This is a genomic window from Pseudactinotalea sp. Z1739 (assembly GCF_049725055.1).
Lineage (GTDB): Bacteria > Actinomycetota > Actinomycetes > Actinomycetales > Beutenbergiaceae > CALKWS01.
In genome coordinates this window covers 269,909-291,730 of the sequence record NZ_JBMPQA010000004.1, presented here as the reverse complement: position 1 = coordinate 291,730, position 21,822 = coordinate 269,909, and the positions used below count along the sequence as shown (strand labels likewise).

The window sequence follows — 21,822 nt, the reverse complement described above, 5'->3', positions numbered from 1 at the left end:
GGGGGCATGTGCCGCAACATCCGGCCCCTGCACAACTTCGAGCCGCACGCCACCGACGACGAGGTCCGCGCCGCCGCACTGCAGTACGTGCGCAAGGTCGCCGGGATGACCAAGCCCTCCCAGACCAACGCCGAGGTGTTCGAGCGTGCCGTGGACGAGATCGCCCACGTCACCGAGCACCTGCTCGCTGACCTGGTCACCTCCGCCCCGCCGAAGAACCGCGAGGTGGAGGCCGCCAAGGCCAGGGCGCGCAGCGTGAAGCGGTTCGGCGTCGCCGCCTCCTGACCCACCGAGGTCAGCCGGACGCCCGACCCGCGCCCGAGGCTACATCCGGTCCGGGGCGCTGATGCCCAGCAGGTCCAGCCCGGTGGCGAGGGTGCGGCGGGTCAGGTCCACCAGTACCAGGCGGCGCTGGCGCACCGCACCCTCCGAGGCCAGCACCGGGCAGGCCTCGTAGAAGTCGGTGAACACCCGGGCCAGGTCATACAGATACCCGGCCAGCCGGTGCGGCTCCAGATCGGCGGCGACCTCGGTGAGGGCCTGGCCGAAGGTGTCCAGGCGCAGCACCAGTGCCCGTTCCGCTGGTTCCAGCGCGCCGTCCAGCGCCACCTGCGCGGCGTCGGGCACCGCCAGATCGCGCCCGGCGGCCCGCCGCAGGATGGAGGCCAGGCGAGTGTGGGCGTACTGCAGGTAGACCCCGGTGTTGCCGTTGAACGCCGTCATCCGTTCGGCGTCGAACACGTAGTCCTTCACCCGGGAGTTGGACAGGTCGGCGTACTTCACCGCACCGATGCCGGCCTGCTCGGCGATGGTGGCCAGCGCGGCCTCATCGACCTGCTCTCCCTTGGCCTCGGCGCCCTCGCGCACCACCTTGAGGGCGGCTGCGGAGGCGTCATCGAGCAGGTCCACCAGGCGCACCGTCTTGCCCTCCCGGGTACGGAACCGTTTGCCGTCGGGACCCAGCACCGAACCGAACGGGACATGCTCGGCCACCACATCCTGGGTGAGCCAGCCGGCGCGGCGCGCGGCCTCGAAGATGAGCCGGAAGTGCAGGCCCTGCTCGGCGCCGACCACGTACAGGATCCGGTCGGCTCCCAGGTTACGGATCCGGTGCCGGATCGTGGCCAGGTCGGTGGTGTCGTAGCCGTACCCACCGTCGGACTTGCGCACCATGAGCACCGCGGGCCTGTCGTCGGCGCCGGTGACCTCCTCGGACTGCACCACCAGGGCGCCGTCGGATATCTCGGCGATCCCGGCGTCGGCCAGTTCCTGGGCCACGTCGCCGAGCACACCGTTGTAAGAGGATTCGCCGGCCGAATCGGCCGGGGTCAGGCGTACCCCGAGGCGCTCGTAGATCGCGTCGAAGGAGTGCTGGGACTCCTTGACGATCTCCTCCCACACCGTCACGGTGCCCGGGTCCCCGCCCTGCAGGGCGACCACCCTTGCGCGGGAGCGGTCGGCGAAGTCGGGGTCGGCGTCGAAGACGGCCCGGGCCTTCTTGTACAACTGCTCCAGGGCCGATACCGGGGAGGCCTGCGGACCGTCCTGGCCGGGGTCCAGGTCGCTGAGCCGCCAGTTGGCCTCGGGGTGTTCATCGATGTACTGGATCAGCATCCCGAACTGGGTGCCCCAGTCGCCGAGGTGATTCTGCGGCACCACATCGGAGCCCAGGAAGCCCAGCACCCGGGCAAGGGCGTCACCGATGATGGTGGACCGCAGGTGGTGGACCTGCATCTCCTTGGCGATGTTGGGTGCGGAGTAGTCGATCACGGTGCGCCGGCCGGTCTCGGTTGCCGGTACGCCGAGCCGGTCGTCGCCCGCTCGGGCGCGCACCTGCTCCCACAGCGCCTCATCGGAAAGGCGCAGGTTCAGGAAACCCGGGCCGGAGATCTCCACCTGCTCGATCAGTTCCGGCGCCGACAGCGCCTCGACCACCGCGGCGGCCACATCCCGAGGCCGGGCGCCCACCTTCTTCGCCAGCGCGAGCGCGGCATTGGCCTGCAGGTCGGCGTGGTCGCTGGGCCGGACCACCGGGTCGGCGCCGGCCTGATCGGGGTAGGCGGCCGTGATCGCGGCGCCGAGTGCATCGGTCAGGCGGGTGGTCAGGGCCGGAACTCCGGCGGGGCTGGCGGTGCTGGGAGCAGTCTGTGAGATGGGCACCGCCCCATTGTTCCATCACGGGCCGCTACCGGATCGATGCGGGTGATCACCGGCACACAAGAAGGCCCCGCCACCACCCAGGGGGTGGCGGCGGGGCCCGGGACGGCCCGGCTTACGCCGTCGTCAGTCCTTCTTCTCGTCCGCGCTGTCCTTGATGTCCTTGGTGACGTCCTCGACCTTCTGGGAGGCCTCCTTGGCAGCATCGGCCGCAGTGTCACGCAGGTCCTCGGTCTTCTCGGCGGCTGCGGCGGCCACGTTCGGCTTCTCGGCGACCGGCGCGACGGCGTCGTCCCAGTACTCCTCGGCCCACGGGTCGTCGACCGGCTGGGTGCGGCGCCAGATGAGCACCCCGGCACCGGCCACGGCGCTACCCACCAGAACCCAGCCCAGCGTCTTGCCCCACTTGGACCCGCCCTTGGCGGCCTTCTCCTGTTCCTTCAGCGCCTTCTCGGCCTTCCCCACGGCCTTGTGCACCCGGGACTGCGCGCCGTCGGCCCCGGCCTTGGCCGCGGCTGCCGCGTCCTCCAGGGCAGCGATCACCTTGGGCAGGACGTCGTCGACGAGTTTGTCGTGCGCCACGTCCACCGCGCCCTGGGTCCGGCCGGCTGCACTGGCGAGCTTGGGGGCGGTGGCGGTGACGCCGGCCTTCCAGGCCTTCTCCACCCGTGGACCGGCCCAGTCGATCGCAGCCTCGACCTTCGGTGTGGCCCAGTCCTTGCCCTGATCAGCGAACTCGCGCGCGGCCTTTCCGGCATCCTCGGACCGGCTGCGAAGTTCCTTCTCGAGCTTCTTCGTCTTTCGCGACATGTGCTCCCCAGTTCCTTTCCCGCGCGGCGCGCGAGTTTCTGGTCGTGTCGTACCTGTGCTACTGGTCCTAGTGTGGCACTCGCGGCGGAGTTGTGCACACGAGCCTGAATTCTCTCTTCGGCGATCAATGCGAAGATAAGGGCATGGAAGCCATTCTGCACACCACGGCCGGCGACATCACCGTCGAACTGCTGCCGAACCACGCCCCCAAGACCGTCAAGAACTTCACCGGACTGGCTACCGGTGAGCGCACCTGGCGCCACCCCGCCACCGGCGCGGAGAGCAACGAGCCGTTGTACAACGACACCATCTTTCACCGGGTGATTCCTGATTTCATGATTCAGGCAGGCGACCCCCTGGGTGATGGCACCGGCGGTCCCGGTTACCAGTTCGATGACGAGATCCACCCCGAACTCAGTTTCAACGAGCCCTACGTGCTGGCGATGGCCAATGCCGGAGTCCAGATGGGCAGGGGCACCAACGGCTCGCAGTTCTTCATCACCACCGTGCCCACCCCGTGGCTGCAGGGCAAGCACTCGATCTTCGGTCGCGTGACCGATGCCGGCTCCCGCGTCGTGGTGGACGCCATCGGGAAGGTCTCCACCGACCCCCGCAACGACCGCCCGGTCCAGGACGTGGTGCTCAACAGCATCGAGATCATCGACTGACGTATGACCGCTTATCCACCCGCGCCACCGCCAGGGTCAGGCCCGGGTTCCCCGGGTTCCCCGGGCGTTCCGGGTTCGGGCGGTGGCCGTGGGGGGTTCGATGGGCCCGGCTCGGGGTCTTCGGGTGAACCCGGGGTAGCCCCGGTCTGCCCGCGCCACCCCGACCGCGTCAGTTACGTCACCTGCCAGCGGTGCGGGCGCCCGGCCTGCCCCGAGTGCCAGCGGCCCGCTCCGGTGGGCGTGCACTGCGTGGACTGTGCCGCGGCCGCCGAGCGATCCGCGCCGGCCGAACGGACCCGGCTCGGGGGGCGGATGCGCACCCGCCCGTACGTGACGCTGACCATGATCGGGCTGTGCGTCGCGCTGTTCCTGCTGGACTTCGCCGACGGCGGGGCCGCCCGCCGGGAGCTGATCTTCTCCCCGCTGGCGGGTTCGGTCGAGCCGTGGCGGATGCTGACCACCGCGTTCCTGCACGCCGGGGTGCTGCACCTGGCGGTGAACATGTACGCGCTATGGATCACCGGGCCGTTCCTGGAGAGGTTCCTGGGGACCTGGCGGTTCCTGGCGCTGTATCTGCTCGCCGCGTTCGGGGGCAGCGTGGCGGTACTGGTGCTGACCCCCTACGACCTCTGGCGGGTGGGAACCGTCGGCGCCTCCGGGGCGGTGTTCGGCCTGTTCGCCGCCGCTGCCCTGTTGCTGCGCCGGGTTGGTGGTGACTACCGCCAGATCCTGCTGGTGATCGGGATCAACGTGGTGATCTCCTTCACCATTCCGAACATCTCCTGGCAGGCGCACATGGGCGGGATGATCGTGGGCGGGCTGATCACCGTGCTGTACCTGTACCTGCCGAAGAAGTGGCGCACCACCGGTGCGGTCCTCGGTGCCGCCGCGATTGCGGCGGCGCTCATCGGGATCACCGTGCTCGCCTACGCTCTCGCGGGCCTGTGGCTCTGACCTGCGAAGTCACATGGATGTTATTTATCCACACCTGTGTGCACACCTGTGAATAACACGAGTGTGATTATCCCCAGGTGTGTGCACACCTGGGGATGTGCGCCGCCGGTGCACGAGCGTTACGCCGGCTCAGGAGCGTAGGGGCCGCGCGCGACCGGGGCAGCGAGCGAGCCCGCCCTCAGCGCCACCGCATGGTCATCAGGAATCCGACCATCATCACCGCGAAACCCGCGGCCAGGTTCCACGAGCCGATGCCGGGGACGGGGAACCTGGAGTCGCTCAGGTAGGTGACCACCACCCAGATCAGGCCGATCACCATCAGGGCCACCATCGTCGGGGCCCACCAGGACGCACTCTTCTTCGGCCCTGCCGGTGGTGGTGGCGGGGTGTAGGCCGGCTTCTTCCGGGGTTTGGACTCGGGCATGCCCACGGCTCCTGTCGGTGGTCGGGTCTAGGGCAATCCTAAAGGCTGGGCCACCTAGACTGATCCCATGGCGAAGAACAGGCGCAAGGCGCGACTGCGCTCGGTGCGCGCCTCGTTGGCCCTGGGGGCCGTCGGGGTGCTGGCCGGCATGCTGTTCGCCACCAACGCAGGCCTGTTCGCCCAGGCCGCCGGCCGCCAGCCCCAGGATCTGCGCGACCTGGTCCGCGATGAGAGCATCCGCATGCAGGAGGTGGCCGAGGAGGTCAGCGATCTGCGCAGCGAGGTCGAGGAACTGATCAGCCTGCAGGAGGCCAGCAACCCCGACGCCACCCGCCGCCCCGAGGTGGAGATGGCCGCCGGCCGGATCGATCTGCAGGGCCCGGGCGTCCAGGTGGAACTGTGGGACGCGCCCTACAACGAGGTGCCCGAGGGCTTCGCACCCGATGATCTGGTGGTGCACCAGCAGGACATCGAGGGGGTTCTGAACGGTTTGCGAGCCGGTGGTGCCGAGGCGATCGCGGTCCAGGGCCACCGGGTCACGGCCACCACCTCGATCCGGTGCGTGGGCAATGTGATGCTGCTGGACGGTAACACCTACTCCCCGCCATACGTGATCACCGCAATCGGCGACGGCGAGGAACTGCGCGACTCGGTGCTGGCCCAGCACTCGGTGCAGGTCTACCTGGAGTATGTCGACGCGATCCGGCTGGGTTGGTCGCTGGAACTGGAAGAGACCGTGGAGATCCCCGGCTTCGAGGGGAACCTGACCCTGGAGTACGCCCAGGTGCCCGGTCATGAGCCCTATGTCCCCGAGGACTCGAAGCCGTTGTTCCCGGTTCCGGAGCCGGAGTGAGCAAGTCGGGTCAGATGTCCGCGCAGCGGTGGGCGATCAACGAACAAACTGTGGGAGATCTCGGATGAGCCGGATCCTGGTGGTAGACAACTATGACTCCTTCGTCTACACGATCGTGGGGTACATGCAGGAACTCGGTGCGCAGACCACCGTGTTGCGCAACGACGTTCCCGAGTTCACTGATCCACGCACGGTGCGCGGCTACGACGGCGTGCTGGTCTCTCCGGGCCCCGGTGCCCCGGCCGGTGCGGGTGCCTCGCTGGCGGTGATCGAGGCGTGTGCCCAGGCCGGTGTGCCGATGCTCGGGGTGTGCCTGGGCCACCAGGCACTGGCCGAGCTCTATGGCGGAACGGTGGCCCACTCTCCGGAACTGATGCACGGCAAGACCTCCTCGGTGGTGCACGCAGGCACCGACGTGTACGCCGGCCTGGCCAGCCCCTTCACCGCCACCCGCTACCACTCCCTGGCCGTGCTCACCGGCACGGTCCCGGAGGAGCTGACGGTCACCGCCACCACCGAGAACGGCATCATCATGGGCCTGGCGCACCGGGAGCTGCCGCTGCACGGGGTGCAGTTCCACCCCGAGTCGGTTCTGACCGAGGGCGGGCACCGGTTGCTGGCGAACTGGCTCGCGATCACCGGCGACGAGGGCGCGGTGGGGCGTAGTCATGGCCTGGCACCGCTGGTCCTGGATGCGCCGGAGCCGGCGACGGCCTAGCCCGGCTGCTCGGGAGTCCGCGGCCAGCGGGGTACGGACCGGCCGGGTCGTTCATCTGCTCGGTTGAGGGTCCGAGTCAGCCGCCCTCGCCGTTGCCCTCGCCGCCGCCCTCGCCGTTGCCCTCGTTGCCGTTGCCCTCGTTGCCGTTGCCGTCGTTGCCGTTGCCGTCCTCCGGTCCGGAGGAGATCTGCACGACCACCGTCTCACCACGCCCGATCTGGGTTCCGGTGTCCGGATCCCAGGAGATGACGCTCCCCTCGGGGATGTCGTCGTGCGGTTGGCTTTCGAACTCCGCTTCCAAGCCGGCCTCGTCGAGCGCCTCCTCCGCCTCCTCCTCGGTCATCCCGTCCAGATCCGGGACCGCCACGGTCGGGTCCGGTGGCGCCTCCACCGAGACGTAGACCACCACGGTGGTGTTCTGCGGGACGGTGCCCGAGCGGTCCTGGCTGAGGATGATCCCGGGCGGGCCGTCGTCCTCCTGCTCGTGCTCCCGGTAACTGAGGTTCAGTTCCTCGATGTGTTCCCGGAATGCCTCGATGGACTCGCCGGTCATGTCCTCCAGGTCCACGTTGCCGGTACCCAGGATCAGGGTGATCTCGGTGTCGAGGCCCACGGTGTCCCCGGAGGGCGGGTCGGTCCCGATCGCGATGTCCTCGGCCACCCGCGGTTCGTTGCGGGTCTCGGTGCGGATGTTCTCGAAACCTTCCCCCTCCAACATGTCGCGGGCCCTGGACTGGGTCAGCCCGGAGACGTCCGGGATCTCCCCGCTGTCCGGGCCGGAGGACATCAGCACCTCGACGACCGTCTCGCCCTCGGGCATCTCCTCGCCGGTGTCGGGGCTCCAGGAGATCGTGATCCCTTCGGGGATCTCATCGTGGGACTCGTACTCGAAGTTCGGCTGCAGTGGCGGCTCGACCTCGGCCAGCGCGGCCCGCACCTCCTGCTCATCCATCCCTTCCAGGTCCGGGACGACGGCGGCCGGTGGCGCTGGTTCCTCCTGGTTGGCCCGATCCCAGATCAGGTACCCGATCCCGGCAGCGGCCAGGAGTGCCACGATCACCAGGATCCAGACCAGCGCCTTGTTGGAGCGGGGTTCGTCCTCCTCGGCACCATCCATCTGGTCCAGGGGACCTGCTTCCTCCTGGACGGCGCCGGCTCCCGCGGCACCTGGGCCGGTGAGCACCTGGGTCGGCACTGCGGCCGGGGCAGCCATCGCCCCGATCGCCGGGGCGGTGACCGCCTCGTCGCGGGCGGCGGCCTCCAGGTCGGACCGGAACTCCGCGGCGGTGGAGTAGCGGGTATCCCGATCCTTGGCCAGGGCCTTGATCACGATCCGGTCCAGTGCCTCCGGTACGTCCGGGGCCACGACCGAGGGTGGCTGGGGGGCTTCGCTGACGTGCTGGTAGGCCACCGCGACCGCCGAGTCGCCCTCGAACGGTGGTTTGCCGGTGAGCAGTTCGTACAACAGGCACCCGGTGGAGTACAGGTCCGAGCGGGTATCGACCACCTCGCCACGGGCCTGTTCGGGGGAGAGGTACTGGGCGGTACCGATCACCGCCTGGGTCTGGGTCATGCTCGAGGAGGAATCGGCCATCGCGCGGGCGATCCCGAAGTCCATCACCTTCACCGCCCCGGTTGGGGTGAGCATCACGTTCGCCGGCTTGATGTCCCGGTGCACGATGGAGGCGTGGTGGGAGTACTCCAGGGCGGTCAGTACCCCCATGGTGATCTCGATCGCCTCCTCGATCGGCAACGCCGAGCCGTCCCGCAGCAGGTCCCGCACGGTGTGACCCTCGACGTACTCCATCACGATGAACGGCACCTGCACCTCGGCGTCGTCGCCGCTGCGCACGGCTTGCTCGCCGGTGTCGTACACCGACACGATCGCCGGGTGGTTCAGCGACGCCGCGGACTGTGCCTCGCGGCGGAACCGGGCCTGGAAGGAGGGGTCGCGGGCCAGGTCCGCACGCAGGATCTTGACCGCCACAGTGCGCCCGAGGCGGTTGTCACGCCCGATATGCACCTCGGCCATGCCGCCACGCCCGATGAGCTCACCCACCTCATAGCGGCCGGCGAGCACGCGCGGTACGTCGTCTACCACTGACTATTCCTTCGCTCTGGGGACTCTGGTGGCTATCACAAGGGCACTCACGAGCGGCGCAGCCACAACCGCTACCGCGCTCGACCCGCCCAGCCTACCCAGCGGCAGGCCCAGGGCCGTGACGGTTACCGTGGCGATCGACAGGCCCAGCGCCAGCATCAGTGGCTGGGCGTGACCAGCCGATCCCGGACGGCGACGCCGCGGGGGCGTGGTGGGCTCACCGCGTTCGGCGGCCCGGCGCAGCGCCCGGCGGGTCTTCGCCAGCCGGGCCGAACGGGGCTGCGGGGCGCGCGCGGCCTTCGGGGTCGGGGAGGTGGCCGGCGGCGGCCCGGCCGGCGCGGCGGCGACCGGGTCAGCGTCTGGCTCGCCGGCATCCAGCGGGAGCCAGCGGGGCGAGGGGCCGTGGTCGTGCTGCTCGCTGGGGCCGTCGGGATGCAGGTCCTCGGGGCCGAACTCCGCGTGCGCCGGGCTGCCCAGATGCCGGGGCCGTCGGGCCGAGACCCGTTCCGGTGACCTCGTGGCCGCGGCGGGGGCGGAGTCGGACGGAACAGCGGTTCCGGCCCTCCCGGGCGTCGTGTCGGAGGCTCCGGCCGCGCCGGCGGTCCGGATCGCCTCCCCCAGGGAGGGGGTATCGGGAGGTTCGACGTCCACGTGCAGCAAGCGGGCCAGTTCCTCCAGGGACCGCGCCAGCGAGGCGGCACTGCGGGGCCGCTGCTCGGGATCCTTGGCCAGCATCTGCTCCACCACCGCGCGGACCCGGGCATCGATGTTCTCCGGCATCGCCGGCACCGGCTTGTTCACGTGCGCGAAGGCGATGTCCACCTGGGTCTTGCCAGTGAAGGGCCGCCTACCCACCAGCACCTCGTAGGCGACCACACCGAGGCCGTAGATGTCCCCGGCAGCGGTGGCCGGACGACCCATCGCCTGCTCGGGGGGCAGGTACTGCGCGGTGCCCATCACCATCCCGGCGGCGGTCATCGGAGCCTGGTCGGATCCCAGGGAGATCCCGAAGTCGGTGAGTTTGACGTAACCGTCCGGCGTGAGCAGCAGGTTAGCCGGTTTGATATCACGGTGCACCACGCCGGCGCGGTGGGCGGCGTGCAGACCCCGGGCGGTCTGGGCCAGGATCGGCAGCACCTGGTCCGGGGTGAGTGTGCCCTCCCGGGCCAGCAACTCCGACAACGGCTCACCGGGTACGTACTCCATGATCAGGTAGCCCGAACCGTCGGCCTCGCCGTAGTCGTACATCGCGGCGATGTTCTGGTGGCTCAGACCTGCGGCGTTGCGGGCCTCGGCGCGCAACCGGTCCAGGAACAGGGACTCCCCGACGAACTCGGCGCGCAGGACCTTCGCCGCCACGTTGCGGTGCAGGTGGTCGTCCCAGGCGATCCACACCTCCCCCATGCCCCCGATGGCGATCCGCTCGCGCAGGTCGTACCGCTCGCCCAGGCGCAGCCCCTTGGCCGGGATCATTGCTCCACCACCGCCTGGATCACGGCGCGGGCGATCGGGCCGGCCGAGCGCCCGCCGTAGGCCTCATCACCGTCCGCGCCACCGTGCTCGATCACCACGGCCACCGCCACCTGCGGATCCTGCGCCGGGGCGAATGCGGTGAACCAGGCGTGCTGGGGCGCGTCCGTGCCGGACTCGGCGGTGCCGGTCTTACCGGCCACCGCCACGTTCGGGATCTGCGCCGGGGTACCGGTGCCGGACTCGACGACGGCGAGCATCATCTGCCGTAGGTCGGCGGCGGTGGAGGCCGAGATGGGCCGGGAGAGTTCCTCCGGTTCGGTCCTGGAGGTCACCTGCAGGTTCGGGCCGCGTTCGGTGCCGATCAGGTGCGGGGCCATCAGCACGCCGTCGTTCGCGATCGCCGCGGAGACCATCGCCATCTGCAGGGGACTGACCCGCACGTCGAACTGGCCGATCGCGCTCATCGCGAGCTGGGCCTGGTCCATCCCGCTGGGGAACCGTGAGGGTGTCACGTCCAAGGGGATGTCCAGGTCCTGGCCGAACCCGAATGCCTCGGCCTGCTCGGCCAGCGCGTCCTCCCCGAACTCCATCGCCAGCGCCGAGAACGGGGTGTTGCAACTCTGCTGCAGGGCGTAGGTCAGGGTGACGGTGTCCTCGGCGGTGCACGGGCCACCGCCCGGGTTGCGGATCACGTGGGAGGTCTGCGGCAACTCCAGTTCCGCCGGGGCCGGTACCTGGCTGTCCGGTTCGTACTCCCCCGACTCCAGCAGCATCGCGGCGTCGATCAACTTGAACACCGACCCAGGGGCGTACAGGCCACCGCCGATGGCGCGGTTGATCAGCGGGTTCGCCTCATCGGCGACCAGTTCGTTGTAGGTCTCGTTCACCTGCGTCGAGGAGTGCACGGCCAACTCGTTCGGGTCGAAACTGGGGGTGGAGACCATCGCCAGGATCGCCCCGGTGCGCGGGTCCAGGGCCACCACCGCGCCCCGCTGGTCGCCCAGGGCGTCGCGCGCGGCCTCCTGCGCGGCCGGATCCAGGGTGAGTTCGACCGAGCCGCCCTGCTGCTGGCTGCCGGTGAACAGGGCCCGGATCCGCGACCAGAGCAGGGAATCGTCGGTACCCGACAGCACCGAGGAGGAGGCCCGCTCGATCCCGGTCATCTGGAACATCGAGAAGTAGCCGGTGGCGTGGGCGTACAGCGGGCCGTCGGAGTAGACGCGTTGGAACCCGAAGGGGGTGTCCACCGGGGTGGAGTGGGCCACCTCGTTGCCGGCCACCACGATCGGGCCGCGGTCGCGCCCGTAGTCCCGGTACACGGTGCGCACGTTGCGCGGGTCGTCGTTGAGATCACCGGCCTGGCCGTACTGCACCCAGGTGGCCCCGCCCATCAGGGCCAGGAACATCACCAGGACCACCACCGAGAGGCGTCGCAGCGGGGTGTTCATGGTCGCTGCACCACCTCGGTGGGGTGATCATCGCCGTCGTCGGCCCCGTCGCCAGGTGCTCGCGCGCGCCCCCCGCGGGGCGCTCCTGCTGAACTGTCGACGTCCCCGGCACCGGTGCCGGCCACCGGCATCATCGACAGCACCGTCTCGTCGGAGACCTCACGGTCCACCGCGGCCGGGCGGCGTGCGCCGTCGGAGATACGCAGCAGCAGGCCCAGCACGATCCAGTTGGCGATCATCGCCGACCCCCCGGCGGCCAGGAACGGCATGGTCAGGCCGGTCAGCGGGATCAGCCGGGTCACCCCGCCCACCACCACGAAGCACTGGAAGGCGATCGCGAACCCGAGACCGGAGGCGAGCAGCTTGCCGAACCCGTCGCGCACCCCGATCGAGGTGCGCAACGCCCGCTGCACCAGGACCAGGTAGCACAGCAGGATCGCCAGCAATCCGGTCAGGCCCAGCTCCTCACCGAGGCTGGCGATGATGAAGTCGGAGTTGGAGTAGGGCACCAGATCCGGATAGCCCTCTCCCCAGCCGGTGCCCATCAGCCCGCCCGAGGCGAGCCCGAACAGGCCCTGCACCACCTGCCCCGAGCCACCCGGATGCCGGTTGTACACCGCCGGGTCCAGGGCGTTCAGCCACACATCGAACCGGGCCGCCACGTGCCCGAAGGTATTGACCGCCACGAGAACCCCGACCGCGAACATGCCCAGGCCGATCACGATCCAGCTGAACCGGTCGGTGGCCACGTACAGCATCGCCACGAACAGCCCGAAGAACAGCAACGAGGTGCCCAGGTCCCGCTGGAACACCAGTACCGCCACGCTGGCCACCCAGGCCAGCAGGATCGGTCCCATGTCCCCCACCCGGGGCAGTTGCAGGCCCAGGATCTTCGGGCCGGCGAGGGTCAGTACGTCCCGGTGGGCCACCAGGTGGCCGGCGAAGAAGATCGCCAGGGTGATCTTGGCGATCTCGGCGGGCTGGAAGGAGAAGCCGGCGATGCGGATCCACAGCTGGGCCCCGTTGATCTCCTGGCCCAGCCCCGGGATCATCGGCAGCAGCAGGAGCAGCAGGCTGACCACCAGCGAGGTGTAGGTGAACCGGCGCAGTTGCCGGTGGTCGCGCAGGGCGATGACGATGGTGACCGCCAACGCGGCCCCCAGCGCGGTCCAGATGAGTTGACGCGGGCCGGCGGCGTCCCCGGTGGCGTAGTCGATCCGGTAGATCATCGCCAGGCCCACCCCGTTCAGGCCCAGGGCCAGGGGCAGCAGCACCGGGTCGGCGTAGGGGGCCCGCCAGCGCAGCACCAGGTGGGCGACCAACGCGATACCGGCCAGGGTGCCCGCCATCGGGAGCAGCTCCGAGGGCACCGCGCCCTCGATGTTCACACCGACCAGCAGGTAGCCGCTCACGCCCAGGGCGACGGCCAGCAGCAACAGCCCGGCCTCGGACCAGCGGCCGGTGCTGATCGGCTGGGGTGTGACGGTAGCCATCAGGGACCGCTCGCTTCGAGTTCCTCGGGAGCGGCGTCCTCATCGTCCTCGGGGTCATCGGTGGTGTCGTCGGAACCGCCCTCGTCACCGGGGCCGATCTCCCCGTTGCCGGGATCTGCGCCGTCCTCTTCGTCCTCGTCGTCCTCATCGGAATCGGCCGGTCTGGCCTGGGTACGCAGGTCGGCCACGATCGCCTCGGCCGCGGGCAGTGAGTTGGTGGCCATGGTCCGCTCCACCCGGTTGCGCACGAAACCGGGCAGATCGGCCAGGGCGATGTCGGTGTTCTCATGCACCGAGGACAACTGCAGCGGCCCGATGCGCTGGGGAATGCCCTGGTAGATGGCCACGTGGTGGTTGTTCGGTCCCACGTAGTACTGGGTCTGGGTCCAGCGGTACCCCAGGGTGCCGAGCCCGGCCAGCAGCCCGAGGACGACGACGGCGGTGATCGCCCAGGTGAGACCGCGCCGACGGCGGCGTACGGGTCGGGCGGGGGCGTCGTCGTCGGCGGATCTGACCGGCCGGGTCAGCGCGGCGGCGCGGCTGGAAGCACCACCACCGCCCCGGCTGGGCCGGGACCGGTCGGTGGCCGCGGCCCCGACCACCTGGGGGGAGGTGTCGGGCAGGTCCTCGGTGTCGACCACATCGGCGATCACGACGGTGATGTTGTCCGAGCCGCCGGCGCGCAGGGCCAGGTCCACCAGTTCGTCGGCGCAGCCGTCCAGGTCCTCGGTCTCGATCAGGACGCGCTCGATGGTCTCGGCCGAGACCATCCCGGACAGCCCATCGGAGCACAGCAGCCAACGGTCCCCGGCGCGGGCCTCCCGGATCGACTCATCCACCACCGGCGCGGCCTCACCATCGCCCAGCACCCGCAGCAGCGCCGAACGCTGGGGGTGCGCCTCGGCCTCGGCCTCGGTCAGCTCGCCGGTGTCGATCAGGTGCTGCACGTAGGTGTGGTCGGTGGTGACCTGGGTCAGGTGCTCATCACGCAACAGGTAGGCGCGTGAGTCCCCGATGTGCACCATCCCCAGACGGGTCCCGGAGCGCAGCAACGCGATCACCGTGGTGCCCAGGCCCTGTAGGTCGGCCTGCTCGGCAGAGTAGGCGACCAGGTCCCGGTGCGCGTTGCCCAGGGCGGTGCGCAACCGGTCCAGCAGGTCCTCGCTGCGGTGGGACTCCCCGTCCAGGGGGGCCAGATGGGCGACCGCCACCGAGGAGGCGATGTCACCGCCCGCGGCCCCACCCATCCCATCGGCGAGGACCAACAGGTCCGGGCCGGCATAGCCGGAGTCCTGATTGACGTCGCGGACCAGGCCCACATCCGAGCGGGCCACGTAGCGAAGCGAGACCGTCATTGCGCGCCTACCGGTGCAACTCGATGACGGTCTGCCCGATCCGGATCGGCTGCCCGATCCCCACCGGTACCGGTTCGGCGATGGGCTGGGCGCCCAGGTAGGTGCCGTTGGTCGACCCCAGGTCCTCCACGTACCAGCGGCCCTCGGAGGGGAAGATCCGGGCGTGCCGGTTGGAGGAGTAGTCGTCGTCGAGCACCAGGGTGCACCCTGGTGAGCGTCCGATCAGCACCGCCGACTCCCCCAGGGTCAGGGTGGTGCCGTTCAGGGGCCCGCCGGTGACCCGCAACCGCGTGGGCGTGCCGCGCCCGCGCCGCCCCGGTGCCGCCGGCCGAGCCGGACTCGGGCCACCCCGGGGGTGCACCGAGTCCCGGGCCAACACGCGCGTGCCGAAGATGTCGCGACGCAGCACTCCGATAGCGGAGAGCACCAGCAACCAGAGCAGCACGAGGAAGCCCAGGCGCAGCACCGTGACGACGAGTTCGCTCATCCAGCCGGGCTCACTGGTCGGAGTCGGTGCCGGACCAGAACAGGATCCGGGTGCGGCCGATCGTCAGGGTGTTGCCGTCCACCAGGGTGGCCGCATCCACCCGGTGCCCCTCGACGTAACTACCGTTGGTCGAACCCAGGTCGCTCGCGATCACGCCGTCGGAGGTGATCCGGATCTCCAGGTGGCGGCGCGAGACGCCGGCGTCGTCGACGATGATGTCGGCCTCGCTGCCCCGCCCGATCACGGTGACCGGTCCGGTGAGCAGGTAGCGCTGGCCGTCGAGGTCCAGGATCGGGTGGCGGCTGGCGGCGTTCGGGGTGGTGGCCGGGGCGACGGCGCCGCGGCGGGAGGAGGAATGCACCCGGAACCGGCCGGCTTCGAGGTCCGCGGCCGGGGCGAAGGTGACATCCACCGGGCCCACGAACACGTAGTTCTGGCTCCGGGCGTGCTCGGTTGCGGACTCGACCATCTCCTGGGCCATCGCCTCCTCGCCCCAGTCCTGGACCTGCCCGAAGTCCTTCTCGGACAGTTCGACGGTGAAGGTGTTGGGCACCACGGTGCGGCCCCGGGAGAGGGCGGCGGTGCGGTCGTCCATGTCCCGTCGGATGGCGCTGGCGATCTCCACCGGCTTGAGGTCGGATCGGAAGGCCTTGGAGAAGACGCTGTTCACAGCGCGTTCCACGCCCTTCTCGAAACGGTCCAGAACACCCATAGCGGCACCTCCTCCCTGCGCTCGGACGCGGCGGGTGCCCCTCACGGACGGGGGCGCGCGACGTCATCGGATACACCTAGTCTGTCTGATCGTAAACGTCTCGGGCCCCCGGTGGGGCGATGCCGCGCCCGAAACGGCCCGCGGGCAGGGTGATCCCGCTGCCCGGGGCGGCAGTGGCGTGTATCACGCGGGCGCCTGGGATGCGGTTCGAACCGGGCCTGCGTGCTAACCTAACCGGGCTGAACATCGCCCACCACGGTGGGGATGTTCAGCACTCAAGCGCGAGTGGCGGAATAGGCAGACGCGCACGGTTCAGGTCCGTGTGTCCGAGAGGACGTGGGGGTTCAACTCCCCCCTCGCGCACAGGTGGCAGGCCCCGGGTCGTCGATCCGGGGCTCGCGTTTCCGGAGTTGGCCTGGACGACCAAGGGTGCACGTGGGGTGCTGTCGCTGCGCTGGTTGCCATCTCGGGCGAGATCAGGTCCCGGTGCTCGTAGGGCGCGCCGCCGACGCGGTCGCCGCCCCGGCACGCGCCGCCAATTCGTCGATGGTGACCGGCGCCGTCGACGCACCCTGGCGTCAGTCGACGGGGCGTCTCGTGGCCTGCTGCGTGGGATCAACCCGCCAGGCCTCATCGGCAGTCCTCCCTAGCAGAACTACGCCCACCATTGCCGCGGCGAGGATGGCCGTTCCGACGAGGCCGGCGCGTGCGTAGCCTGCTACTACGGCATCCAGTGGCTGTGAGCCTGAGGTGAGCTGCTCGCGCGTGGCCGCGGTCATCACTGCGGTGAGCAGGGCGGTGCCGAGGGCTGCGCCGACCTGTTGCGCCGAGTTGACCATGGCTCCAGCGACACCGCTGTCCCCGCCTGCCCCTGCTGTGGCTACGTCCCCGGCCGTGATCATGACGACGGTGCCGCCCGAGCCGAGCAGCAACATCGCCGGCACGACGCCGGTGAGGTAGCCGGACTCGGGTCGGAGGGCGACGAACGTGACGATCGCAACCGCGGTGAGCGTGAGTCCCAGAGCGAGGACCCTGGCGGGGGAGACGCGTGACCGCAGTGCCGGGAGTGTCGAGGTCGCGGTCACCGCTCCGATCCCGAACGGGACGAAGGCGAGCCCGATCCAGACGGGCGAGAGCTCCTTGGCCTCCTGGAGGAATGCGGTGAGGATGAACATGCCAGCAAACATGCCCAACCCCCCGACGGCGGCTGAGGCGTAGGCGATGGCCCGGCTCCGGTCTCGCAGCAGCCACAGCGGCACCAGCGGATGCTGTTTGCTCCTGAGGGTGGCGGCGAAGGTCGCGACACCCAGGGCGCCGGCGACGAGGAGACCCACCGTGCCGGGGTACGTCCAGGCCCACGCCGCCGTTCGGTCCAGCCCCAGGACGAGGGCGCCGAGGGACGCGGTGATGAGCGCCGCGCCGACGACGTCCACCCTGCGGGCGCGCTCCGGACGGGGGCCGGGTGGAGCCGTGGACGTGACCCCGGCGGCGAGGACGAGGGCCAGCGGGACGTTGACGAGGAGGCACCAGCGCCATGAGAGCAGGTCGACCAGCGCACCGCCCAGCAGGAACGATCCAGCCGTCCCGATCCCCATGACGACCCCGAGGGTCCCGAACGCGATCTGGCGGCTGCGGCCTCGGGGGAACGTGACCGACATCAGGGACACGGCGGTGGCAGCGACGAAGGCGCCGGCCGCGCCCTGGAGTGCACGCATGGTGAGCAGGACGGCGGCGTCGTCGGCGAGTCCTCCCGCCAGAGATGCAGCGGCAAAGCCGGTGAGGCCCGCAGTGAGGCACCGTCGCAGCCCCACGACGTCGGCAAGGCGACCGGCCAGGAGGATCAGCGTCCCAAAGGTGAGTGAGTAGAGCGTGACGATTCCCTGGGTGGCGCTCGCCGACAGCCCCAGGTCGGCACGCACGTCGGGCAGGGCCACGTTCATGATGGTCACGGACGCGAAGACCAGGAGGTTCGCGCCGGTCAGGGTCGCCAGTGCCACCCTCCGGCGGCCAGCCAGCCGTCGCTCCTTCCCGGGGCGGCCGTCGGTGATGCTCATGCTGCGGCTGCCTGTCGAGCGGCGATCAGGCCGGCAATGGCCGTGAGGCGTCGGCCCTGGAAGCGGGCCAGTTCGAGCACGTCCGGATCGGGCGGCCCGTCGGCCGCGATGTTGCTGACGCCGTAAGGGTTGCCCCCGGCCCGGTGGGCCAGGTCCGCGTCGATGTACGCCGTCGGGACGACGATCGAGCCCCAGTGACAGTACGTGTGGTACAGCGCCAGGAGGGTCGATTCCTGCCCGCCGTGTCGCTCGTAGGCACTCGTGAACCCGGTCGCCGGCTTGTCGGCGAGGGCACCTTGCTGCCAGGCCGCGCTGGTCGAGTCGAGGAACTGCTTGACCTGCGCGGCCGGCTGGCCGAACCGCGCGGGTGTGCCGAGCGCGAAGCCATCGGCCCACGCCAGGTCCGCGACGGTGGCGGTAGGGATGTGGGCGGTTGCGTCGAGGTGGTCGCGCCATTCCGGGTGGCGATCGATGACGTCCTGCGGAACGAGTTCGGCCACGCGACGCAGGCGTACGTCTCCGCCGGCCTGCCGGGCGCCTTCGGCCATGGCGTCCGCCAGGGCGTGAACCGATCCGGTCGAGGAGTAGTAGGCGATCGTGATGCGAGTCATAGTAGTTTCTCCAACGAAATAGTGGAATGTAATTCCAGAATATACACTGGGACCCGATCGGGACAACGAGGGAGGTGTGGTGTGACGCATCGACGAGGCAGGCCGCGCAACGATGAGGCGCGGGCGCAGGTGGTGCGTATTGCAACGGAGCTGTTCATCCGCCAGGGCTACGTGGCGACGACACTCGGTGAGATCGCCCAGGAGGCTGGCGTGGCGGTGCAGACCATCTACTCCGCCCACGGCTCGAAGGTCGGCCTCATCGCGGCCGCACATGATGTCGCGCTCGCGGGCGACGGCGAACCGGTGCCGCTAGTCGACCGTGCCTGGTTCCGTGCACTGTCCCGGTGCGAGTCGGCGACCGAGGCCTGGCGCGCGGCGTTGGACGAGATGCACGTCCGCACGGCCCGGGTGGCCCCCATCTACCGGGCCATGCTCGCGGCGGAGGCCGACCCCGAGGTCATGGAGTTGATGCGGACGATGCGGCGACAGCGAGCCGAGTTCAGCCGGCTGCTGGCCGACCAGATCTGTGGCCGACCGGGCGGCGCGCTCGTCGACCGCGGCCGACTCGCAACAGTGATCTATGCGACCGAGTCGGTGGAGTGCTACCTGCTCTTCGTGCTCGAGTCCGGCTGGACGCTGACCGAGTGGCGCCACTGGGTCTTCTCCTCAGTGGCGCGCGAACTCGAGGGGCAGGGCGGACAGAAGCCGGCGTGATGGTCTCACGGTTCAGTTCCCCCTCGCGCACAGAACGGAACGGCGGAGTCCCCGGGTTCCGCCGTTTGTCGTCGGTGGGCCTGGGTTCATCGCCGCCCGGCGTGCAGGAGGTCGCGCAACTCGGCTCGACTGCCCACCGCCAACTTGCGGAACGCGGACGCCAGCTGGTTCGTCACGGTGTTGACCGAGACGTTGTTGATCTCCGCGATCTCCTTCGTGGTGTACCGGTCGGCGGCGAGTCGTACGACGTCGTGCTCCCTCTCGGTCAGCAGTGTGGAGCGAACCGGAGCCGCGTTCCACAACGCCATGGTCGGCATTCGCACACGCATCTCGTCTGCGGCGAGAAGGTGCCGGCGCGCCCCCGCTTCGGAGATGATCCGACGATCGGTGATGTGTGACAACCAGAGCCGCGTATCAGCGGCGGTCGTGCGGAGACCCAACTCGGTTGCGTCTGAGGCGACGTCCTCAAGCGCGGGGACATCATGGTTGGCGACGGCGTGAGCGTGGCTCGCGAACAGCCTCAGGAGGCCACCACCTGCGAGTTCGGACGCGGACCGGAGCAGAGCAGCGGTCTCGGCAGTTCGCCGGCCCATCCTCGCGACGCAGTGGGCGATCATGCCGGCGAAGTACGTGTGCTGGACCGTCATGAGCCATCGAGCCGTCTCGAGCAGCATGTCAGCGCCCTGGTCGGCGCGGCGCTCAGCGCTCGCCTGCCAGGCGTCGGCCCAGGTTCGCAGCATGACGACCTTGGGGTCCTGTGCGGCAGCCTCAGGGACCGCGTCGAGTGCCATGCGTGCCTCGATGTCCCGCCCGGCCGCGATCGCGGCTGCGGCAGTGAGGGCCTGTGCGGCAGGCATGAGGCCGGTGCTGTCGCGCCACGAGAGGTGAGCGACGGCGGCACGACCAAGGAGGTAGGCCTGCTCGGCATCTGCGGAGAGGAACTCCAGGAACCCCAGCGCGTACTCCCAGACGCCTACGGACTCTGGCTCCTCCACTCCGGCCGCAGTGATCGCCTGGCTCAACCGGCGCCTGGTGGCAAGAACGTCGCCGCTGTAGGACAACATCATGCTTTCGGTGAGTTCGACGAGGGAACCGCCACCGGGAACCAGGGCCAGGAGTTCGGCGGGGACCTCCCGCATTCTGGGCAGCAATGCGGTGGTGTGGTGCAAGGGTCCGGTGATCACACCGGCGACCCCGGCGGTGATCAGGCTGACCACCCCCTCGAGACTGCCGGCTTCCTCTGGCGCCGCGATCGCCTCGTGTGACTGCCCGGCGACGGCTGCCCAGCGCTGGATCGCGGCCTGCAGATGGGCGCTGCTCGTCGGGTCGGTGACAACCTCCAGGGCCTCTCGGACGACCTCTCGTGCTGCCGTCGCATCGTACTGACGCACGCCGAGGTGTTGTGCGCGGGCGAGCGCCACCGACGTCCGTTCGTCATCTGTTCGAGCGAGCGACGTCGCCATCCTGAAGTGCACATCGGCGGTCTCGGTGTGGCCGAGCAGTGAGGCGGCAAGACCAGCGGTACGTCGGGCGTGCAGTGCGTCCGGATCGCGCTCGAGAACAGCGGTGGCAGCACGCAGTGCGAGTTGCGCATCGAGGGATCCGAGCGCGTACTCACCCAGCGCGATCATGGATGAGATCTCGAAGTCGCAACCGTGCTCGAGGGACAGAACGTCTGCCTGGCGCTTCGCGTGCGGGCGTGATGCCGCGGAGGGGCCCCGCAGCACGTCTATTGCACGGTGCGTGATCTCGTGCCGCAGCGCAGACGGGCAGGTCGACAGGAGATGCTGCGCATCGAGCGGGTGCGACAGTCTCAACCAACCGCAGTCGGTGAGTTCGATGACGTCCGCACGAGCCAACGCACTGCGGTCGTCGTCACTGATCGCGTCGTACGGGCACTCCCCGGCCATGGCGATGAAGGTCGCGGCCTCCACATTGGTCGCGGACAGTCGTTCGAAACGCTCGGCGGTGAGGCTGGTCAGCCGCGACGTGAGCGCAGGCGCCCCGATGAGCTCCCAGCCATGGGGGGTCTGGGTGAGACGACCATCGGCCAGCGATCCGCGGACGATCTCCCGCAGGTGTAGCGGGTTCCCGTCGCCCGCCGCGAGGATCTCCGACAGGGCGCGGGGTGTGAGCTCGCCGCCGACGAGGTCGGAGACGAGAGCCCGGGCCTCGGCCTCGGCCAACGGGGAGCGCACCGTCTCGATGAGGTGCCCGCCGTCATAGAGGTCCTGGATGCACTGCGGTGCGGTGTTCAGGTCACGGGTGATGAGGACCGCCGGCAGCCGTGTCGTGGAGATCAGTTGAGTCACGACGTAGAGAGACGCATCGTCGAGGTGGTCCACATCGTCGACCAACAAGACGGTCTCCGAGCGGCGGCGCGCAAAGACATCGACAACAGCCGCCGGGGACTCCAGCACCGTCGCGGAGAGGTTTTTGACGCCCGCGAAGACGCCCAGTGGCACCGACGAGCCCGAGACGTGGCCGGCGATGAGGGGCGCACTCTTGCTGGCAGCCAACAGTGCGTCCTGCGTCAACTGCAGCGTGTACGACTTGCCGCCACCACCGGGTCCGGTGAGGATCAAGGCCCGACCGGCGGCCACAGCTTCCAGGAGGCGACGTACGCCGTCTTGATGTGGCGCTCCGGTCACGCGCGTCGTGTCCTCTCCGGGCTTCGAGAGGGCGCGGAAACCGCGGACCCTCGGCATAGTCAACTTTTCACTATCGCTTTGGTGCGACGTCGAGCCTAGCGTTGCCCCCCGCTACGCCAATGCCGTTCAGGAAAGTTGA

Annotated in this window: 19 protein-coding genes and 1 tRNA gene; 7 read left to right on the top strand and 13 right to left on the bottom strand. The window is 69.7% G+C overall.

All coding sequences use genetic code 11. From position 1 onward, the window contains the following. The first annotated feature begins 6 nt into the window (after window positions 1-6). Window positions 7-285, top strand: a complete 279-nt coding sequence (locus tag ACO0LV_RS07475; protein ID WP_424787253.1) for a DUF2277 domain-containing protein — start codon at window positions 7-9, stop codon at window positions 283-285. Between the two features lie 39 nt (window positions 286-324). Here ACO0LV_RS07475 and argS read toward each other — a convergent pair whose 3' ends face one another. Both argS and ACO0LV_RS07465 read right to left on the bottom strand, forming a co-directional pair. Continuing rightward, window positions 325-2,160 (bottom strand): arginine--tRNA ligase, encoded by a 1,836-nt coding sequence (gene argS / locus ACO0LV_RS07470; protein WP_424787252.1) that lies wholly within the window; start codon window positions 2,158-2,160, stop codon window positions 325-327. 123 nt (window positions 2,161-2,283) lie between these two features. Then, complete coding sequence (locus ACO0LV_RS07465; protein WP_424787251.1) at window positions 2,284-2,967, bottom strand: hypothetical protein; 684 nt, start codon at window positions 2,965-2,967, stop codon at window positions 2,284-2,286. A gap of 143 nt (window positions 2,968-3,110) precedes the next feature. On the opposite strand from ACO0LV_RS07465, the gene ACO0LV_RS07460 reads away from it, so the two are divergent. Together ACO0LV_RS07460 and ACO0LV_RS07455 are read left to right on the top strand one after the other, a co-directional pair. Continuing rightward, window positions 3,111-3,635 (top strand): peptidylprolyl isomerase, encoded by a 525-nt coding sequence (locus tag ACO0LV_RS07460; protein ID WP_424787250.1) that lies wholly within the window; start codon window positions 3,111-3,113, stop codon window positions 3,633-3,635. A 312-nt stretch (window positions 3,636-3,947) separates the two neighbouring features. Continuing rightward, entirely contained in the window at window positions 3,948-4,589 is a 642-nt protein-coding gene (locus tag ACO0LV_RS07455) for a rhomboid family intramembrane serine protease (protein WP_424787249.1), read from the top strand. A 178-nt stretch (window positions 4,590-4,767) separates the two neighbouring features. On the opposite strand, the gene ACO0LV_RS07450 is transcribed toward ACO0LV_RS07455, so the two are convergent. Further along, window positions 4,768-5,013, bottom strand: a complete 246-nt coding sequence (locus ACO0LV_RS07450; RefSeq protein WP_424787248.1) for a cell division protein CrgA — start codon at window positions 5,011-5,013, stop codon at window positions 4,768-4,770. Between the two features lie 67 nt (window positions 5,014-5,080). Here ACO0LV_RS07450 and ACO0LV_RS07445 point away from each other — a divergent pair, with 67 nt between their 5' ends. Together ACO0LV_RS07445 and ACO0LV_RS07440 are read left to right on the top strand one after the other, a co-directional pair. Then, on the top strand, window positions 5,081-5,866 hold the full coding sequence (locus ACO0LV_RS07445) for a DUF881 domain-containing protein (protein WP_424787247.1): 786 nt from the start codon (window positions 5,081-5,083) through the stop codon (window positions 5,864-5,866). A gap of 64 nt (window positions 5,867-5,930) precedes the next feature. Continuing rightward, window positions 5,931-6,584 (top strand): glutamine amidotransferase-related protein, encoded by a 654-nt coding sequence (locus ACO0LV_RS07440; protein ID WP_424787246.1) that lies wholly within the window; start codon window positions 5,931-5,933, stop codon window positions 6,582-6,584. 76 nt (window positions 6,585-6,660) lie between these two features. Here ACO0LV_RS07440 and pknB read toward each other — a convergent pair whose 3' ends face one another. Genes pknB through ACO0LV_RS07405 form a run of 7 tightly spaced genes read right to left on the bottom strand, consistent with a single transcriptional unit; the run spans window position 6,661 to window position 15,653 of the window. Then, window positions 6,661-8,685, bottom strand: coding sequence for a Stk1 family PASTA domain-containing Ser/Thr kinase (gene pknB, locus ACO0LV_RS07435; protein ID WP_424787245.1), 2,025 nt, complete (start codon window positions 8,683-8,685; stop codon window positions 6,661-6,663). A 3-nt stretch (window positions 8,686-8,688) separates the two neighbouring features. Continuing rightward, the gene (locus tag ACO0LV_RS07430) at window positions 8,689-10,158 is read right to left on the bottom strand and encodes a serine/threonine-protein kinase (protein ID WP_424787244.1); all 1,470 of its coding nucleotides are present in this window, start codon (window positions 10,156-10,158) and stop codon (window positions 8,689-8,691) included. Continuing rightward, on the bottom strand, window positions 10,155-11,606 hold the full coding sequence (locus ACO0LV_RS07425; RefSeq protein ID WP_424787243.1) for a peptidoglycan D,D-transpeptidase FtsI family protein: 1,452 nt from the start codon (window positions 11,604-11,606) through the stop codon (window positions 10,155-10,157). Before ACO0LV_RS07425 ends, ACO0LV_RS07430 begins: the two co-directional genes overlap by 4 nt. After that, the gene (locus tag ACO0LV_RS07420; protein WP_424787242.1) at window positions 11,603-13,099 is read right to left on the bottom strand and encodes an FtsW/RodA/SpoVE family cell cycle protein; all 1,497 of its coding nucleotides are present in this window, start codon (window positions 13,097-13,099) and stop codon (window positions 11,603-11,605) included. Before ACO0LV_RS07420 ends, ACO0LV_RS07425 begins: the two co-directional genes overlap by 4 nt. Continuing rightward, window positions 13,099-14,454, bottom strand: a complete 1,356-nt coding sequence (locus tag ACO0LV_RS07415) for a PP2C family protein-serine/threonine phosphatase (RefSeq protein WP_424787241.1) — start codon at window positions 14,452-14,454, stop codon at window positions 13,099-13,101. Before ACO0LV_RS07415 ends, ACO0LV_RS07420 begins: the two co-directional genes overlap by 1 nt. A gap of 7 nt (window positions 14,455-14,461) precedes the next feature. After that, window positions 14,462-14,941 carry an FHA domain-containing protein FhaB/FipA gene (locus tag ACO0LV_RS07410; protein ID WP_424787240.1) on the bottom strand — a complete coding sequence of 160 codons (480 nt, stop codon included), beginning with the start codon at window positions 14,939-14,941 and terminating at the stop codon, window positions 14,462-14,464. Between the two features lie 10 nt (window positions 14,942-14,951). Then, complete coding sequence (locus ACO0LV_RS07405; RefSeq protein WP_424787239.1) at window positions 14,952-15,653, bottom strand: FhaA domain-containing protein; 702 nt, start codon at window positions 15,651-15,653, stop codon at window positions 14,952-14,954. A 279-nt stretch (window positions 15,654-15,932) separates the two neighbouring features. On the opposite strand from ACO0LV_RS07405, the gene ACO0LV_RS07400 reads away from it, so the two are divergent. Further along, window positions 15,933-16,016: transfer RNA gene (locus ACO0LV_RS07400), tRNA-Leu, on the top strand. Window positions 16,017-16,231: 215 nt separating this feature from the next. On the opposite strand, the gene ACO0LV_RS07395 is transcribed toward ACO0LV_RS07400, so the two are convergent. After that, window positions 16,232-17,707 (bottom strand): MFS transporter, encoded by a 1,476-nt coding sequence (locus tag ACO0LV_RS07395; RefSeq protein WP_424787238.1) that lies wholly within the window; start codon window positions 17,705-17,707, stop codon window positions 16,232-16,234. Further along, window positions 17,704-18,318: an NAD(P)H:quinone oxidoreductase gene (gene wrbA, locus ACO0LV_RS07390; protein WP_424787237.1), complete on the bottom strand. Its 615-nt coding sequence runs from the start codon at window positions 18,316-18,318 to the stop codon at window positions 17,704-17,706. The genes ACO0LV_RS07395 and wrbA overlap by 4 nt, the downstream gene beginning before the upstream one ends. Window positions 18,319-18,399: 81 nt before the next feature. Between wrbA and ACO0LV_RS07385 the strand changes: the two genes are divergently transcribed. Continuing rightward, the gene (locus ACO0LV_RS07385; protein WP_424787236.1) at window positions 18,400-19,032 is read left to right on the top strand and encodes a TetR/AcrR family transcriptional regulator; all 633 of its coding nucleotides are present in this window, start codon (window positions 18,400-18,402) and stop codon (window positions 19,030-19,032) included. 86 nt (window positions 19,033-19,118) lie between these two features. On the opposite strand, the gene ACO0LV_RS07380 is transcribed toward ACO0LV_RS07385, so the two are convergent. After that, window positions 19,119-21,635 carry a response regulator transcription factor gene (locus ACO0LV_RS07380; protein WP_424787235.1) on the bottom strand — a complete coding sequence of 839 codons (2,517 nt, stop codon included), beginning with the start codon at window positions 21,633-21,635 and terminating at the stop codon, window positions 19,119-19,121. Window positions 21,636-21,822 lie beyond the last annotated feature (187 nt).

Bases quoted from the DNA above. Each gene is read 5' to 3' on its own strand.
- wrbA (WP_424787237.1), bottom strand. From the start codon at position 18,318: ATGACTCGCATCACGATCGCCTACTACTCCTCGACCGGATCGGTTCAC.
- ACO0LV_RS07410 (WP_424787240.1), bottom strand. From the start codon at position 14,941: ATGAGCGAACTCGTCGTCACGGTGCTGCGCCTGGGCTTCCTCGTGCTG.
- ACO0LV_RS07445 (WP_424787247.1), top strand. From the start codon at position 5,081: ATGGCGAAGAACAGGCGCAAGGCGCGACTGCGCTCGGTGCGCGCCTCG.
- ACO0LV_RS07455 (WP_424787249.1), top strand. From the start codon at position 3,948: ATGCGCACCCGCCCGTACGTGACGCTGACCATGATCGGGCTGTGCGTC.
- ACO0LV_RS07425 (WP_424787243.1), bottom strand. From the start codon at position 11,606: ATGAACACCCCGCTGCGACGCCTCTCGGTGGTGGTCCTGGTGATGTTC.
- ACO0LV_RS07420 (WP_424787242.1), bottom strand. From the start codon at position 13,099: ATGGCTACCGTCACACCCCAGCCGATCAGCACCGGCCGCTGGTCCGAG.
- ACO0LV_RS07430 (WP_424787244.1), bottom strand. From the start codon at position 10,158: ATGATCCCGGCCAAGGGGCTGCGCCTGGGCGAGCGGTACGACCTGCGC.
- ACO0LV_RS07395 (WP_424787238.1), bottom strand. From the start codon at position 17,707: ATGAGCATCACCGACGGCCGCCCCGGGAAGGAGCGACGGCTGGCTGGC.
- ACO0LV_RS07460 (WP_424787250.1), top strand. From the start codon at position 3,111: ATGGAAGCCATTCTGCACACCACGGCCGGCGACATCACCGTCGAACTG.
- ACO0LV_RS07450 (WP_424787248.1), bottom strand. From the start codon at position 5,013: ATGCCCGAGTCCAAACCCCGGAAGAAGCCGGCCTACACCCCGCCACCA.
- ACO0LV_RS07465 (WP_424787251.1), bottom strand. From the start codon at position 2,967: ATGTCGCGAAAGACGAAGAAGCTCGAGAAGGAACTTCGCAGCCGGTCC.
- ACO0LV_RS07415 (WP_424787241.1), bottom strand. From the start codon at position 14,454: ATGACGGTCTCGCTTCGCTACGTGGCCCGCTCGGATGTGGGCCTGGTC.
- ACO0LV_RS07475 (WP_424787253.1), top strand. From the start codon at position 7: ATGTGCCGCAACATCCGGCCCCTGCACAACTTCGAGCCGCACGCCACC.
- ACO0LV_RS07440 (WP_424787246.1), top strand. From the start codon at position 5,931: ATGAGCCGGATCCTGGTGGTAGACAACTATGACTCCTTCGTCTACACG.
- ACO0LV_RS07405 (WP_424787239.1), bottom strand. From the start codon at position 15,653: ATGGGTGTTCTGGACCGTTTCGAGAAGGGCGTGGAACGCGCTGTGAAC.